The sequence below is a fragment of the Streptomyces sp. NPDC026672 genome (assembly GCF_040638185.1).
In the GTDB taxonomy this organism is placed as follows: Bacteria; Actinomycetota; Actinomycetes; order Streptomycetales; family Streptomycetaceae; genus Streptomyces.
In genome coordinates, this window is the sequence record NZ_JBEZXS010000062.1 from 25,263 (window position 1) to 38,946 (window position 13,684).

Annotated in this window: 20 protein-coding genes and 1 other RNA gene; all 21 read left to right on the top strand. The window is 66.1% G+C overall.

Going from position 1 to position 13,684, the window contains the following annotated elements:
- Positions 1 to 42: 42 nt before the first annotated feature.
- The 21 genes from AB0F77_RS39710 to AB0F77_RS39810 all read left to right on the top strand — a co-directional run bounded on the left by AB0F77_RS39710 (position 43) and on the right by AB0F77_RS39810 (position 13,543).
- On the top strand, positions 43 to 2,541 hold the full coding sequence (locus tag AB0F77_RS39710; protein ID WP_358079447.1) for a phage/plasmid primase, P4 family: 2,499 nt from the start codon (positions 43 to 45) through the stop codon (positions 2,539 to 2,541).
- Positions 2,538 to 4,442, top strand: a complete 1,905-nt coding sequence (locus AB0F77_RS39715; protein WP_358079445.1) for a DNA polymerase — start codon at positions 2,538 to 2,540, stop codon at positions 4,440 to 4,442. Before AB0F77_RS39710 ends, AB0F77_RS39715 begins: the two co-directional genes overlap by 4 nt.
- A 101-nt stretch (positions 4,443 to 4,543) precedes the next feature.
- Entirely contained in the window at positions 4,544 to 4,909 is a 366-nt protein-coding gene (locus AB0F77_RS39720; RefSeq protein WP_361958591.1) for an HNH endonuclease signature motif containing protein, read from the top strand.
- A 606-nt stretch (positions 4,910 to 5,515) separates the two neighbouring features.
- Positions 5,516 to 5,668 carry a hypothetical protein gene (locus AB0F77_RS39725; RefSeq protein ID WP_358079441.1) on the top strand — a complete coding sequence of 51 codons (153 nt, stop codon included), beginning with the start codon at positions 5,516 to 5,518 and terminating at the stop codon, positions 5,666 to 5,668.
- Positions 5,669 to 5,831: 163 nt separating this feature from the next.
- The gene (locus tag AB0F77_RS39730; protein ID WP_358079439.1) at positions 5,832 to 6,605 is read left to right on the top strand and encodes a hypothetical protein; all 774 of its coding nucleotides are present in this window, start codon (positions 5,832 to 5,834) and stop codon (positions 6,603 to 6,605) included.
- 29 nt (positions 6,606 to 6,634) lie between these two features.
- The gene (locus tag AB0F77_RS39735) at positions 6,635 to 6,781 is read left to right on the top strand and encodes a hypothetical protein (protein WP_358079437.1); all 147 of its coding nucleotides are present in this window, start codon (positions 6,635 to 6,637) and stop codon (positions 6,779 to 6,781) included.
- 44 nt (positions 6,782 to 6,825) lie between these two features.
- A complete protein-coding gene (locus AB0F77_RS39740) occupies positions 6,826 to 7,335 on the top strand; it encodes a hypothetical protein (RefSeq protein ID WP_358079435.1) in 510 nt (169 codons plus the stop codon).
- A gap of 119 nt (positions 7,336 to 7,454) precedes the next feature.
- Positions 7,455 to 7,709, top strand: coding sequence for a hypothetical protein (locus AB0F77_RS39745; RefSeq protein WP_358079433.1), 255 nt, complete (start codon positions 7,455 to 7,457; stop codon positions 7,707 to 7,709).
- Position 7,710: 1 nt separating this feature from the next.
- Positions 7,711 to 7,774, top strand: an RNA gene (locus tag AB0F77_RS39750) — hammerhead ribozyme type II.
- Between the two features lie 24 nt (positions 7,775 to 7,798).
- Positions 7,799 to 7,948 (top strand): hypothetical protein, encoded by a 150-nt coding sequence (locus tag AB0F77_RS39755; RefSeq protein ID WP_358079431.1) that lies wholly within the window; start codon positions 7,799 to 7,801, stop codon positions 7,946 to 7,948.
- A gap of 112 nt (positions 7,949 to 8,060) precedes the next feature.
- Positions 8,061 to 8,252 (top strand): hypothetical protein, encoded by a 192-nt coding sequence (locus tag AB0F77_RS39760; protein WP_358079429.1) that lies wholly within the window; start codon positions 8,061 to 8,063, stop codon positions 8,250 to 8,252.
- Between the two features lie 8 nt (positions 8,253 to 8,260).
- Entirely contained in the window at positions 8,261 to 8,410 is a 150-nt protein-coding gene (locus tag AB0F77_RS39765) for a hypothetical protein (RefSeq protein ID WP_358079427.1), read from the top strand.
- The gene (locus AB0F77_RS39770; protein ID WP_358079425.1) at positions 8,410 to 9,006 is read left to right on the top strand and encodes a hypothetical protein; all 597 of its coding nucleotides are present in this window, start codon (positions 8,410 to 8,412) and stop codon (positions 9,004 to 9,006) included. The genes AB0F77_RS39765 and AB0F77_RS39770 overlap by 1 nt, the downstream gene beginning before the upstream one ends.
- 105 nt (positions 9,007 to 9,111) lie before the next feature.
- Entirely contained in the window at positions 9,112 to 9,849 is a 738-nt protein-coding gene (locus AB0F77_RS39775) for a hypothetical protein (RefSeq protein ID WP_358079423.1), read from the top strand.
- Between the two features lie 70 nt (positions 9,850 to 9,919).
- The gene (locus AB0F77_RS39780; RefSeq protein WP_358079421.1) at positions 9,920 to 10,123 is read left to right on the top strand and encodes a hypothetical protein; all 204 of its coding nucleotides are present in this window, start codon (positions 9,920 to 9,922) and stop codon (positions 10,121 to 10,123) included.
- A 266-nt stretch (positions 10,124 to 10,389) separates the two neighbouring features.
- Positions 10,390 to 10,695: a hypothetical protein gene (locus tag AB0F77_RS39785; protein ID WP_358079681.1), complete on the top strand. Its 306-nt coding sequence runs from the start codon at positions 10,390 to 10,392 to the stop codon at positions 10,693 to 10,695.
- Positions 10,696 to 10,786: 91 nt separating this feature from the next.
- Positions 10,787 to 11,431: a DUF2637 domain-containing protein gene (locus tag AB0F77_RS39790; RefSeq protein WP_358079679.1), complete on the top strand. Its 645-nt coding sequence runs from the start codon at positions 10,787 to 10,789 to the stop codon at positions 11,429 to 11,431.
- 11 nt (positions 11,432 to 11,442) lie between these two features.
- Entirely contained in the window at positions 11,443 to 11,790 is a 348-nt protein-coding gene (locus AB0F77_RS39795) for a hypothetical protein (protein WP_358079677.1), read from the top strand.
- Between the two features lie 146 nt (positions 11,791 to 11,936).
- Complete coding sequence (locus tag AB0F77_RS39800) at positions 11,937 to 12,179, top strand: hypothetical protein (RefSeq protein WP_361958601.1); 243 nt, start codon at positions 11,937 to 11,939, stop codon at positions 12,177 to 12,179.
- Positions 12,151 to 12,675 (top strand): DUF6879 family protein, encoded by a 525-nt coding sequence (locus tag AB0F77_RS39805; protein WP_358079673.1) that lies wholly within the window; start codon positions 12,151 to 12,153, stop codon positions 12,673 to 12,675. The genes AB0F77_RS39800 and AB0F77_RS39805 overlap by 29 nt, the downstream gene beginning before the upstream one ends.
- Before the next feature lie 13 nt (positions 12,676 to 12,688).
- Positions 12,689 to 13,543: a helix-turn-helix transcriptional regulator gene (locus AB0F77_RS39810; RefSeq protein WP_358079671.1), complete on the top strand. Its 855-nt coding sequence runs from the start codon at positions 12,689 to 12,691 to the stop codon at positions 13,541 to 13,543.
- Positions 13,544 to 13,684: the final 141 nt, after the last annotated feature.

A 13,684-nucleotide genomic window follows, 5' to 3' on the forward strand; every position in this document is an offset into this window, starting at 1 on the left:
GGGGCGCCCCTTTCGGCATGACAACTGGAGAGGGGAGAGACCTTGCGACTGTCCGAGATCCTGGGGCGGCTCGACGGCGTAGAGGAGGATCACGACGGGCACCTTGCGCTCTGCCCCGCGCACAAGGACCGGAGGCACCCGTCACTGAAGCTAACGCTGAAGGACGACGGGAAGCTCCTCCTCGTCTGCCGTACCGGGTGCGCGAAGGACGACGTCCTGAAGAAGATGGGTCTCCGGGAGGCGGACCTCTTCGACGTCGTCAACGACCTGGGGACAAGCACCATCAGCGCCAAGGCGCCGGAGGCCGTGGGCGTCGCGGAGATCGCTGGCCTGCGTGTGGCCGTCGACCGGTGGGCGGGGGCCCTCCAGGACACAGAGTCCGAGCCCCCGGAGTTCTTCGAACACGCGCGTCAGTACGCCTACGATCGGTTCGGACTCACGCCGGAGCAGTGCGCTGATCTCTGTGTGGGCTTCTCGACACAGGCTGAACAGCCGAAGCCGTGGCTCTCCCGGTCCTTCACCCGGTACCCGCGCCTGACCGTACCCCTCGCCGGCTTCGACGGCGTCATCCGCGGCCTCCAGGGCCGTGACCTGTCCGGCAAGTGCCCCGCACGGTGGGTCTCCCTGACCAACGTCGACGGCCGGACGTGGGCGAAGTACGGCGTCCTCCAGGGCGGCGCCGGCTATGACACGATCCTTGTGACGGAGGGCCCTGGGGACGGTCTGACGTCGGTGGGCGTCGGCTATGACGCACTCATCATCCGTGGCGCAGGACTGGCCCGGAACGCGGCCCTCGTGGCGGAGCTAGTCGAGCACCTCCGCGGCCGTGACGTGGTTCTCGCCTTCGATCCCGACGACGCCGGCGGACGAGGCATCGGCCCCCTGGCGGAAGCCCTCGTCAAGGACGGCAATCCGCCTCGTCAGCTCCCGTTCCCGAACTCGGGGGAGGATCTCACGGCCTGGCGGGAGCGGACGCCGGAGAGTTTCCCTGCGGAGCTTCACCGCGCCGTCCGTGCGGCGTCTGTCGTTGAGCTGGAGGCACCTGCGCCGAAGCCGGAGCCCTCCACCGACGTCGATGTCCGGGATACGGACGCTGCCCTTCAGACGATGTCTGCCTCCGCACGTGAAATGTTTGACGCGACTGACGTTGGCCTGGCCGTACGCCTCCGCGACTACATGCGTCAGGCCGGCGGGGGAGTGCGGCATGCCCGCGGGCTGGGGTTCCTCGTCTGGGACGGGACCGTGTGGGTGCCGGGCGAGAACACGGTGCGCGAGGCACTGCACCGCATGGGCGCGGAGATGATCGCCGACGGGTCCGACTTCGAGCGGAAGCTTGCGCTCAAGGCCCTCACCAACCGGCACATCGACGGCATCCTGAAGGAGCTCCCCTCCGTCCCCGGTGTCCCGTCGCTGGCCGATGAGTTCGACGCGCGTCCGGAGCTGCTGACGGTGGCGAACGGGACGGTGAACCTGAAGACGGGGGAGCTGCACCCGCACACGCCGGCAGACATGATCACCAAGCGGCTTGACGTCGCGTACCGGCCGGAGGCACAGGCGGAACGGTGGGCGCAGTTCCTGACGGAGATCTTCCCGCACCATCCGGAGCTCCCGACCTACATGCAGCGGCTCGTGGGCTACGGCATCACGGGGTCAACGTCGGAGCAGTGCTTCGCGTTCCTCCACGGGGGCGGAGCAAACGGTAAGTCGGCGTTCCTCGACGCCGTGCTGTACGTCTTCCGCGGCATCACGAAGTCGACGGAGTTCAGCACCTTCGAGCAGCGCACGGCCGTCGGTCAGGCGTCGCCTGAACTTGCCTCCCTCCGCGGGGCGCGGCTCGTGACGGCGTCGGAGACGGAGAAGTACTCCCGTCTTGCGGAGGCTCTCGTCAAGCAGCTCACGGGCGGGGATCCGGTGACCGCTCGGTTCCTCAATCAGAACCCGTTCACCTACGTCCCATCGTTCCTGTTGCTCGTCGCCGGCAACTACAAGCCCGCCATCCTGTCGCAGGATCTCGGCATCTGGCGACGGGTGAAGCTCGTCCCCTTCGAGGCGACGTTCCGTGGCTCGAAGGCGGACACCTCGCTCCCCGCCAAGCTGCGGGACGAGGCAGAGGGCATCCTCGCGTGGGCCGTTCGCGGCGCACAGGAGTGGTACGCCCACGGCCTGGAGGAGCCTGCCTCTGTCCAGGCAGCGACGCAGGACTACCGGGAGTCGGAGGACCGGCTCCAGGAGTTCCTTACGGCCCGCTGCGTCCGTGAGGACGATGCCCGGGTTGCTCCGATGGCCATTCGCCGTGCCTACGCGGAGTGGGCGGAGGACGCCGGCCTGAGCCGCAAGGAAGTGCTCTCCGGCTGGAGTCTTGGCGTCGAGCTGGAGTCGCGCAAGTTTCCCAAGTCGAAGAAGTCGGGGCGGTGGGGCTTCAACGGCCTGCGCCTGAAGACGGACGAGGAGATCCAGGCGGACAACGCGGCAGAGCAGGAGCCAGCCGACGAGCCAGGTGACGGTGCAGACATCTTCGGACAGCAGAAGGAGGCAGCGTGAAGCACTACACCTTCCCCCTATTGGGCCGTGAGTTCCCCGTCTTCGTCCCGGAACGCCCAGAGGAACTGTCTGAGTTCATCGCGTGGGTGTCCCGGCAGACGGAGCCAGTCGCCGTCGACACCGAGACGCATGGCCTGGAGATCCTGAGTGGTGACCCGGAGTACGCCCGGCTGATTCAGTTCGGCAACCAGGACGAGGCGTGGAACATCCCGGTAGAGCTGGGGGAGCCGTTCAAAGAAGCGGCCCGCACGGCGCTCCGGATCCTGATATCGGGCGTCGGAGTGACCGGCCACAACTACCACGGGTTCGATGGTCCGGCGCTCCATGCCTACCTCGGCATGGACTACGACGAGCTGTGCCGGAACGCCGTCGACACCATGCTCCTGTCGAAGCTTGTCGACCCCCGGTCCGTTCAGGAAGGCGGCATCGGGTCCGCCTTGAAGCCGCTCAGTGACCACTACACGGACCCGACGGCCGCGGACACGCAGGGCGACTTGACGGCCGTGTTCCGGTCGCTGGGGCTGACGAAGGCCGTGGGCTTCAGCCGCATCGACCTGTGGCACCCGATCTATCAGAGCTACGCAGGCGGAGACGTCATCCTGACCGCTCGGCTCCGGCCCAAGCTGGAGGCGGAACTCCGTCGCTTCGGCGTCCCTCAGCGTCTCGTCGACTACGAGCACGAGGTTGCCCGGATCTGCGGGCACATGCAGATCCGCGGCCTCCTCCTGGACCAGGATTACACCCGGCGCCTGGCCGACGAGTTGCGGGAGGAGGAGGGAGAGAACGCAGCCATCGTCCGCTCCTACGGCGTCGAGAAGATCGGGTCTCCGGCGCAGATTGCGGAAGCACTCATCGGAACGGGTGAGTCGCTGACGGAGCGCACGGCCGGCGGTGCGGTCAAGGCAGACAAGAGCGTCCTGTCCGCCCTCGCGGACATGGATCTGTACGGCAACCGTCTCCACGTCCGCACCCCCAACCCGCTCGCCGTTGCCGTCATCAAGGCGAAGAGGGCGGCGAAGTGGCGCTCCGCCTACGCGGACAACTTCCTGTCGACGGTGGACCGGTCGGGCCGGATCCACCCGGGTATCCGCACCATGCAGGCTCGGACGGGGCGCATGTCCGTCACGAACCCTGCGGTGCAGACGCTTCCGTCGGGCGACTGGAAGATCCGGCGGTGTTTCCTCGCGGAGCCTGGCCACCGGATCATCAGTGTCGACTTCCAGGCCGTGGAGCTCCGTGTCCTGGCAGCCCTGGCCGGCGTGAAGCGGATGAAGGAGGCCATCAGCGCCGGACGCGACCTCCACTCCTTCACCGCGGAGTTGGTCTTCGGCCCCGACTTCACGCCGAAGCACCGCAAGATCTCGAAGGCCATCGGCTTCGGGGTCGTCTACGGAGGCGGCGCGACGACGATCCAGCGGCAGACCGGCGCCCCCATGGAGGAGGTCAAGCGGGCCGTCGCGGCATACCACCGGACTTACCCGGAGGTGCGACGGGCGGCGAACCGGTGGCAGCGTGAAGCCTTCGCCAACGGCATGGTGACGACGTCGGTGACCGGACGACGGCTCCCGCTGGACCGGGACCGGACGTACGCGGTGACCAATTACCAAGTCCAGTCGGCTGCGCGTGACTGCCTCGGTCAGTCGCTGATCAACATGGAGCAAGCCGGCCTCCTCCCGTACCTGCGCCTTCCGGTCCATGACGAGGTCATCGCGTCGGGTCCGGAGAGGGACGCAGAGGAGATCGCACGAGAGATCGGAAAGTGCATGACGTTCGACCTGTTCGGGGTCCCCATCGAATCCGATCCCGAGGTGGGCGGCCGTAGCTGGGGCAGCCTGTATCTCCCGGAGGACGACCGGGCCACGCACGACGAGTGGTACTCGGGTCAGTTGGTGGCAGCGTGACCCCCGTACGTCTCGCGCCTCCAAGGGCGGGACGTACGACCCCAGTTGGCCGACCGATGGCGGGATATCGTCCGTCCGACGTCCGGTCCGTGGCCCGTCCCATGCTCATCACGCCCTCTCTGCGCCCCCCGGAACCTCCTCTTCACCCCTCCCGCCGTGACGTTCTGCGACGGTGGGAGGAGCTGGAGGAGTGGTCCTGTGCTTACTGTGACGCCTCGTTCGCGGCAATGGTTGTAGCAGAGGTGGACCATGTTCGTCCGCTTGCGAAAGGTGGCCTTCACGAGTGGTCCAACCTCGTACCGGCGTGCGCTCTTTGCAACCGGACGAAGTCGGATCGGGACGTCTTCGACTTCGTGTCTGAAAGCACAGGTGAAAGCCTCACGGTGGACAACGGGAGGGACACGCAGAGGTACACGACGGCTATCCGAACACCTCCACACGATGATCACAATGTAACGAGTTCATAACGGAGATGTGATGGACGATCTCATGTGTCGGCCGACATAAGCGCTGGTGAGGTTGGTCGACCGACATAACAGGGTCGAACTGCCCGTAACGATGAACCGGTCAAAGCAGTACAAAGTGGGCCGGACCGTGGATCCGTTCCGGCCGCACGGCAATTGCCTGTGGAGGTTTGGTGACCTACAGTCCAGATCACGTTGCAGACGGACACCGAATGATCGATCTCCTGCACCAGCTTGAGCACCACGCGGGGGAGATACGACAGTTCGTGACCGTCTACGACGACGCAGTAACCATGCCGGGTCGCCGACGGCCCGGAGTGGATGCGGACGGAGGCCGGCAGGCATCGCACGGACCCTCCCGCCCGACCGAAGCGACGGCGATCGACGAGCGCCGTTGTGATCTTCAAGAAGAACTGAAGACAGGCGCCCACTGGTTGGCCTACGCAGTAGCCGCAACAGCGGGTGTCGCCGCATCCATGGATCGTGCGCTCTCCCGGTGGGAAGGGGAGGACGTGCCTCCCACGTCCAATGGGGGACTAGTTGATCATCATAACGGGGCCGCAAAGCACTGATGACGAAGTCGGGCACTTGGCGGAGATGGCAGGCGTCATGGGAGGGCTTCCCTCCTACGCGGCGGAGCAGTACTGGGCTACCGCGACCCTGCTCTACTGCCTGGCAGGGTGGGAGCGCTGCCACGTGGCCGTAGCTGACGTGGTCATCGCGGAGACCTTCGGTCTTCCGGTGCGGCACCTGACGGTCTGAGGTCCGTCAAACGACTAGCGGACCAAGCCCCCGTTCCGACGCGGGACGGGGGCTTTCGTTTACCTGAATCACTGTGTGACCCACGTCACTTAATGCGGACCGAGCATCTACGCTCCTGCGCCCCATTACTCCAGTACGCCAAGCACTCACGGAGGAGAACACCATGTCCCGTGTCGAGGTTACGGACGAGACGATCACGGCCGCACAGGCGGGCGACAGCGACGCCATGTGGCAGGTGGTCCAATCGTTCGACCCCATGTTCTCCGGCATGATCCGGTCCGTCGCCCCGGGAGCGAGCCGGGAGGACGCGGAGGATCTCCTCCAGGAAGCACGAGCGGTCCTGATCCAGCACGTTCGCGACTACAACTCCTCCGCCTCGTCCGCCAAGCTGACGTCCTTCGTGTTCCAGGCTGCTCGCCGGCGGATCCAGGAGGAGAACGTCCGGTCGACGATGGCACTGTCCGCGGACCCGACCACCGTCCTCCGCGTCCGCCGCGCCCTCTGGCAGGCTGACGGCGACGTCGAAGGGGCGTGGATGATCGTGTCCACGTGCCCGAACGTGAAGTCGCGCATGGAGCGTGAACGCTTCACGGCCGTGATCGAGGCCCTGGCGGGTACGGAGAGCCTGGAGGCGCCTGTTGACGGGATCAACGGCGGGGCGGGGGAGTCGCTGACGCTGGCCGAGACCCTAGCCGATCCCTCCTCCGAGATCACCGACACCACCGAGCGACGCGACCTGGCCCGTTGGCTCCTGACGCAGATCAATCAGCGTCAGTCATTCGCGCTTCGTGCCTTCTACGGAGTCCAGATGACCCGTCAGGAGGACACACAGACCTGCGCCGACCTGGGGATCAGCCGTGGCCGGCTGACGGGGATGCGACGGGAGGGCGTCATCAGCGCCCGCAGGGTGGCCGACGCCCACGACGTAGCCGCGTGAATCATCCACGAACTACAGGAGCCAGCACCATGACCCGACTTCCTTCCCTCGACGACTACGACGTTCAGGGCGTCCGCCCCGATGAGGCAGCCCTCTGGGGTGACGACGTGCTGTACGCCGTCGAGGCCCGGAGCGACGACCCGATGTACGACGGGTTCGCCGTCGAAGCGTTCTGAAACAGAGCACCGTCAAACGACTGACGCGACTAAGAGGAGAGATCATGACCGAGTACATCGCTCAGTGCCGGTGGGTCCGAAGTGACCACATCAAGGCACACGTCGTCGGCAACTACGTCCACCTCGACGAGGTCAGCGATGGAGAGACACAGGCGGGTGTGGCGCTCCGCGTCGACACCGCCCGCACCTTCGCCCGCGGCATCCTGGCCCTGGCTGACGAGATCGAGGGGGGAGAGGTGGCGGAGCCGGCCACCCCGCAGCCGCTGAGGGTCGGGGACCGGGTGCGCATCGTCCGGCCGGAGCAGGGGGAACACAACGGAAAAACCGGAATCCTGGAGGAGATCGACACGGAGGACGACCTGCTCCCGTACCGGATCGCCGACGAGAACGGCGCGTTCCTGACGTGGGCGGGTGCAGTGGAGAAGGTGGACGAGCCGGCCAACGCCGACGATTACCGAGCCCTCCTCCTGGTCCGAGCCTCCCGGATGCTGGAGGACACCGAACACACGGCCGCGGACCTCATCGCACTCGCCCGGTTCCTCAACGGCGAGTAGCGTCAAACGACTGACGCGACCTCAGGGGTTGTGTCGGTCGACATAACTGTGCCATAGTGGTCCCACGCAAGGCACTGACGGGGCGCTCCGCAAGGGGGCGCCCCAGGGGAGGGGACGAGATGGACGCCAACGAGTACACCGCCGAGATGACGCCCGAACTCGCCTCCCGGTTCTTGCTGGCCGTGGGCATTGGACTTCCCGCCCGACGGGCAACGTGCCTGCTCGAACTCCAGCAGCACATCACCCGCACTTTCGGTGGCGGCGCTCCCAAGCGGGTCGAGCAGATCAACCGAAACCTCCTCGCTGTAGTCCGTGACTGGTACTTCCACGCGGACGTGACGGGGCAGCCCCTTCGCCGGTTTCAAGGCATCTAACAGCCGAAACGCCCTCCGGGGCGTCCGCGGGACATGGCCTACCCGCGCTGAGGAGGCAGGCCGTAGGAGGAGATATGAAGGTCGCGGCGATGAAGAGGACGTTCCTCCGTACGAACCGGTATGGCATGGGGATGCAGCGCGAGATGAAGCGCCGGTTCGGTGCCGAGCGCAACGTCCGCAGTACTCAGGGGCGGGAGCTAGTCGCCTCGAACATGGTCTACCGCAAGCGCTGCGCGTAGCCGAAACGCCCCGCGTAGGCATCGCCCGACCACAGGTACCCCCAGTACCTCCGGGCGCGCGGTTCGAATCCGCGGCGGGGCACTCGAAGAACCTCAAATCACGGAGGACGTCATGCAGCTCGAAGAGCACTACATCGTGGAGCACGTCGGAGCGGACGGGAAGGTCTCCGTCGAGCAGTTCGACGACCCCGCCGAGGCGCTCCACGACTACGGCGCCTACGCCCGGATGCTGGGCCGCGGGGAGAAGGTCAAGCTTCACCGGTACAGCACCGTCGTGCTCGCCTCGTCCGTCCGCGCAAAGTGAGGTCGACCATGCGACGCACCACCAACGACGCGGCCGTCCGTGCCGCCTTCGACCGCTTCCACGCGACGTCGACGACGAACCGGAAGTCAGCCGTTGCCCAGCTCCACACCGACATGAAGCGCGCCAGCGGACCGGTGCCGGACGACGAGGAGAAGTGATGATCTACAAGCTGTCCGACGGTACGCGTGTCCGCACCCGGCACATGGGGGACGACTCGGGAACCGTGGAGTTCGAGCGCTATCGCTACACCCCCGAGAAGGAGACGCTCAGCGTCACGTACCTGGAGGGTAGGGAGGCCGCGGACTATCTCCTCACCTTGTCGGCTCTGGACAACATCCGCTTCGTGCAGCAGTACGGGCGTGGCCCCTCCGAGATCCTCGCCCAGACCGGGCGCCCGCTGTCCGCTGTCGTCGTGGGGGCCGCGCTCGCCACCGTTGCAGCCGCCGGATTCGTCTTCGCCCCCAACGCGCAGGCTCCGGAGTACCCGCTCCTGAAGGACGTCGTCACGGCTCCCGTCGTGACACCTACACCCGTCACTCCGTCGCCGTACCGTCCGGAGCCCCGGGAGACGACGAGGACAGATCGCGAGGGACCGCGCGAGACGCTGACGCCTTCCCCCTCCGCCAAGGTGGCCAAGCCCTCGACGACACCGAAGACGAAGCACCCCATCCCGACGTTCGCCGGCTCCCCGGACCTCGTCCTACAGACGTGCGAGGGGGACGGGACGGGGTTCAGCCTTCTCCACCGGATCTAGGAGAGCGTCAAACGACTGACGCAGGGTTGCGGATAGGGGTTGTGTCGGTCGACATAACCGTGCCATGCTGAAGACATACCGCAAGGCATTCACGGAGGAGTTGGCATGAAGCGCGAGACCTACAAGGGCCGGAAGATCAAGGTCGTCGCGGGCAAGGGCCGCAACTGGGGCACTACGCGTCAGTTCGTGAACGGTGTCGACCTGGGCCCCTTCCAGGGTGACGAGGACGCGGCCCTTCGGTCCCTTCGTGGCGACATTGATTTCGCGGACTCTGTCGGTCCCGCGAGCGGCCGTTGCAACCCGGAGTGGTTCGCCCCCGGTACCTACGAGCTGTGCGACGAGGGGCACGCGACGGAGATCGGCGGGGAGTGTGGTCACCACTACTGCGCGGAGAAGCGCTCGGAAGCCGCCCCGGTCGTGGGGGAGCCAACCCCCATCGAACACCGCGTGACCACTATCCGCGTCGCGGGCGTTGAGCGCGTCATCCGCACGGAACTCGTTGGCAAGGTCCGCACCACCAAGCAGTTGGAGGCCGCACACACGAAGGCCGTGAAGGCGGCTGTCGTCGAAATGCGACAGGCGAACCTCCCCAACCTCCGCCGAAAGGTTGACCAGCTCAGCCGGTCCCGGTGGTACCCGATGCGGGACGAGGACGTGAAGGACGTCAACAACAGCATCCGGCGGGCAGAGCGGGGGACCTTCCCGTCGCACGGTACGCCGGGTGTGTCGGTCGCCCCGTTTTCTAAGGTCAAGTTCACGGACAAGGTCCCCGCGTACCTCGTCGAAGTCGAGCCGGGTCACTACGCGACCGAAGAGGCCGCAAAGCAACTGACCGTGTGCTGACCCCTGAGGCCCCTGTCAATTGCGGAGACAGGGGCCTCTCCCGTAACGCAAGTCATTCACAGGAGGAGTCATGACCACCGAACTCAACATCACTGCCCGAGGCATCCTGCGTGGCGACGTCTTCGAGCTGCACGGGCACACGCGCCAGGCATCCAAGGACGCGTGGCCGACGCGGGACGGGAACGTGCACGTGCCGTTCGCCGGCGGGGGCGACGCCTTCATCCCCGAGAACCGGCCCGTCACGGTCAGCCGCACTGTCCCGGAGCCCTCGTGACGTACCGTCTGACATTCGAGGGCATGCGCCCGGTCCTCGTCGACGAGGACGCCAGGATCCACTTCCTCCGTCAGGCCGGCCGACGACGTCACCAGGTGACCAGGGTCCGTGGTGGGCACGTGGTGACGTTGCCGGGAGGGCGGATGGTGGCCCTGATCGTGGAAGCGTCAAACGACTGACGGAAGTCGGTCGATGGGGGTTGTGTCGGTCGACATAACTGTGCCATGCTGAAGACACACCGCAAGGCATTAACGGAGGAGAACGAAATGACCGCCATCACCACCACCGAGATCAACCCCTTCACCACCGTCTCCTTCCTGCGGACCGTCTTCGCGCGGGGCATCCGCACCGTGGCGGCTTCCGTCTACGACGCGGAGCGCCGTGCAATCGTCGACGTGCAGCGTCGCGAATACTTCGCGATCACTGAGATTGCCTACATCGGCAAGGAGGAGGACGGCACGTGGTCCCTCCTCACCTGCGAGGGGAAGCGCTTCAAGCGCGGTATTCCCAACCGGGCCTCCGGCATGGTTGCCGCCAGGCGCCACTTCGGAGCCGACATCATGTTCGGCTGACCGCCCCCCACGGAGCCCCTGTCAATTGCGGAGACAGGGGCTCCACTCGTACCAACCACTTACGACCACCCATACACACTTACGAGGAGCCATGAGAGCCAACCTGCGTGACCCCCTCCTGATCCAGGCCGTCATTGCTGCCGCCCTGTCCTTCGCCCACATTCACGACATCGCGGAGGCAGCCGGCCAGGGAGGATGGAAGGCGTGGGCGTATCCGGTGAGCGTGGACCTCCTCCTCGTCATGGCCTGGAAGCAGATGCGGGAAGCGGGTAGCAGTTCGAAGCGGGCGCCACGCGTGTGGTTCTACACGTCCCTCGCTGCCTCAATGAGCGCCAACATCGCGACTGCCGGCGTCCTGGACCTGGAGAATCCCCCGACGATGCTTCGCATTGCCGTCGCCGGCTGGCCGGTCCTCGCGTTCTTCGGCGGAAGCCTCCTCGTCCACAGCCGAAAGGCACACACGGAGGAGCCTCAGGAGGCCGCTGTAGAGCCTGCGGAGGAGACGCTGGAGGAAGTGGACCCGGAACCCGTGCAAGCCGCTCCTGCGCGCGTCCTCGTGTCTTACCGGGAGGCCGCTGACGTCCTGGGCGTCGCCGTCGAAACGGTCCGCGGCGCCGCCAACGGCGACAACCCGAGGATCAGCAAGTATCCGGCCCCGGAGAACCCGCGGCTGATCCGCGTCGACCTGAACGAAGCCCGTAAGGTCATCAACGTCAAGCGCCCCGTGGCGCCGTGAGGAGAGAACCCATGATCCCGACCCCCGTAACCATCAAGGGCAAGGGCGACACTGAGACCGACGTTACCGTTGAAGACGGAGAGATCCAGGTAGCGGCCTACGCGGGGGATTACGCCCCTGCGACGTCGGCGTACCACACCCCCGCGCAGGCACGCGAACTCGCTGCCACTCTCCTTCGAGCAGCGAACGAGGCGGAGGGCGGAGCATCCCCCGCCGCAACATCAAAGGGCGCGCTCGTCGCCGCAGCGTTCATCGTCCTTCAGGAACAAGCTTGGTCCGGGTCGATGCCCGCGGATGAGGCGGAGCGGACGCTTCACAGCATGTTGCGCGCCTATGACCGCGCAGAAGGACGCGTCTAGTTACATCGCAGCCCCCGTCGGATGATCCGGCGGGGGCTTTGTCGTTTACAGGACAACCCACGCAGTTCTACGCGCCCTTGACGAGGGGCCGCCGTCGGCGTGAAGCTCGTAGAACATTGCGCAATCCTGTGACTATGGAGGTCACCATGGCTCTACGCTCGTTCGGCAAGGACCCCGAGACCAACGGCGACCACTGCCCGACGGTGTGGCTTGACGAGGAGAAGAAAGAGTTCGTGTTCCAGGGGTGGAAGGCGGACGAGGCCCTGCGGGCGCAGTGCCTCGTGACGGGCCCCATCCCCGACACGGAGGCAGTCGTCCGGCTGCCCATTCGCATGGCTGAGCAGATCAGGGAGGCACTCGATGCAGCAGCCGGTTACGCCGTTCGCTGAGCTGCTTGCCGGGTGCCGGTCGTCCGCCGTCCACCTGGAGACTCGGGACGTCTACGGCGTGGCTGAGGAGGACGAGGACTTCACGGCATGGAGGGCCGGACGCCGGTACGACCTGGCCGACCGGGCCTCGTGGTGGAACAGCTTCCACGACGCTGTGTCGGACGCAGTGAGCCGCGGAGTGGCCATGCGCCGCGCTCGTGTCGTGTCAGAGCCAGCAAGCGAATACATCCGGTACGAGCACTCGTGCACGCCGCAGAACCTTGCAGCCGGCGAAGACGTCCGGTGGCTCCCGCGGCGCCTGGCGTCAGACCTCCTGATCCCGGGAAACGATCTGTGGATCTTCGACAGCCGGCTGATCCGCTTCAGCCTGTTCGACGGAGACGGACGGTTCGTCGAGGACGTCGTGGAGGACGCACCCGACGTTGTGAAGCGGCACGTCGAAGCGTTTGAAGCGGTATGGTCCCGCGCACTCCCGCACGCTGACTACAGGATCTGAGCGACCCACACCGATGCAACGACCTCCCTACCCGTCCGCTGCCCTTGACGAGGCGCGTCGCGCCATCGCAGAGCGGCTGCGAGAGATCCGGCGTGACGCCGGCCTGACGGGTAGGGAGGTCGCTGCGCGCACTGGGTGGCAGCCGTCGAAGGTCTCCCGGATCCAGGGAGCCACGACGCCCCCGTCCGACGACGACATCCGGGCGTGGTGTACCGCCTGTGAGGCAGAGGACAAGATCCCGGATCTCATTGCCGCGAACCGTACGGCCGACTCCATGTACGTCGAGTGGCGGCGCGTACAGCGAACGGGCCTCCGGCGCCTCCAGGACTCACGAGTGCCGCTGTACGAGCGCACGAGGACGTTCCGCGTCTACAGCTCCAGCGTCATCCCCGGCTTCGTCCAGACCTACGAGTACGCCGCAGCGCTGCTCGGGAACATCGCGCGATTCCACGGGACGCCGGAAGACGTCGACGATGCGGCAGCCGCACGCGTCGACCGTTCGCACATCATCCGCGACGGATCCCACCGCTTCGCGTTCGTCCTGGAAGAATCCGTCCTCCGCCACGTCGTAGGAGATCCCGCCGTCATGGCGGGACAACTCGGCTATCTGCTGTCCGTCATGGCACTGCCATCGGTGTCCGTCGGCGTCATCCCCGCGGGCACTGAGCGGCCCATGTGGACGCTGGAGACCTTCACCCTGTTCGACGAGAGCAAGGCATCCGTCGAACTCCTCACAGCCGCAGTCACCGTGACAGCCCCCGGCGAGATCGAGATGTATTCCAGGGCCTTCGAGGAAATGACGGCTCTGGCCGTTGTGGGAGCCAAGGCCCGGAGCCTGATTTCGATGGCCATTGACTCACTCGGGTGACTGCCGTAGAACTTCGTAGAATCTCGTGGAACTTTCCCCCGCCGGTTGCCTACGGTCGTCTCATGAAGCCCGCGGCGGAGGTGCGGAGATGGACTTTGAGACGACAGTGAGAAAACCCGTGCAACTGACGGATCCGTTGAC

Excerpts from the sequence above, each read along its gene's own strand:
- AB0F77_RS39770 (WP_358079425.1), top strand. The coding sequence starts at position 8,410 with ATGATCTACAAGCTGTCCGACGGTACGCGTGTCCGCACCCGGCACATG.
- AB0F77_RS39740 (WP_358079435.1), top strand. The coding sequence starts at position 6,826 with ATGACCGAGTACATCGCTCAGTGCCGGTGGGTCCGAAGTGACCACATC.
- AB0F77_RS39760 (WP_358079429.1), top strand. The coding sequence starts at position 8,061 with ATGCAGCTCGAAGAGCACTACATCGTGGAGCACGTCGGAGCGGACGGG.
- AB0F77_RS39745 (WP_358079433.1), top strand. The coding sequence starts at position 7,455 with ATGGACGCCAACGAGTACACCGCCGAGATGACGCCCGAACTCGCCTCC.
- AB0F77_RS39785 (WP_358079681.1), top strand. The coding sequence starts at position 10,390 with ATGACCGCCATCACCACCACCGAGATCAACCCCTTCACCACCGTCTCC.
- AB0F77_RS39735 (WP_358079437.1), top strand. The coding sequence starts at position 6,635 with ATGACCCGACTTCCTTCCCTCGACGACTACGACGTTCAGGGCGTCCGC.
- AB0F77_RS39775 (WP_358079423.1), top strand. The coding sequence starts at position 9,112 with ATGAAGCGCGAGACCTACAAGGGCCGGAAGATCAAGGTCGTCGCGGGC.
- AB0F77_RS39765 (WP_358079427.1), top strand. The coding sequence starts at position 8,261 with ATGCGACGCACCACCAACGACGCGGCCGTCCGTGCCGCCTTCGACCGC.
- AB0F77_RS39800 (WP_361958601.1), top strand. The coding sequence starts at position 11,937 with ATGGCTCTACGCTCGTTCGGCAAGGACCCCGAGACCAACGGCGACCAC.
- AB0F77_RS39780 (WP_358079421.1), top strand. The coding sequence starts at position 9,920 with ATGACCACCGAACTCAACATCACTGCCCGAGGCATCCTGCGTGGCGAC.
- AB0F77_RS39725 (WP_358079441.1), top strand. The coding sequence starts at position 5,516 with ATGGGAGGGCTTCCCTCCTACGCGGCGGAGCAGTACTGGGCTACCGCG.
- AB0F77_RS39805 (WP_358079673.1), top strand. The coding sequence starts at position 12,151 with ATGCAGCAGCCGGTTACGCCGTTCGCTGAGCTGCTTGCCGGGTGCCGG.
- AB0F77_RS39755 (WP_358079431.1), top strand. The coding sequence starts at position 7,799 with ATGAAGAGGACGTTCCTCCGTACGAACCGGTATGGCATGGGGATGCAG.
- AB0F77_RS39795 (WP_358079677.1), top strand. The coding sequence starts at position 11,443 with ATGATCCCGACCCCCGTAACCATCAAGGGCAAGGGCGACACTGAGACC.
- AB0F77_RS39790 (WP_358079679.1), top strand. The coding sequence starts at position 10,787 with ATGAGAGCCAACCTGCGTGACCCCCTCCTGATCCAGGCCGTCATTGCT.
- AB0F77_RS39730 (WP_358079439.1), top strand. The coding sequence starts at position 5,832 with ATGTCCCGTGTCGAGGTTACGGACGAGACGATCACGGCCGCACAGGCG.
- AB0F77_RS39720 (WP_361958591.1), top strand. The coding sequence starts at position 4,544 with ATGCTCATCACGCCCTCTCTGCGCCCCCCGGAACCTCCTCTTCACCCC.
- AB0F77_RS39810 (WP_358079671.1), top strand. The coding sequence starts at position 12,689 with ATGCAACGACCTCCCTACCCGTCCGCTGCCCTTGACGAGGCGCGTCGC.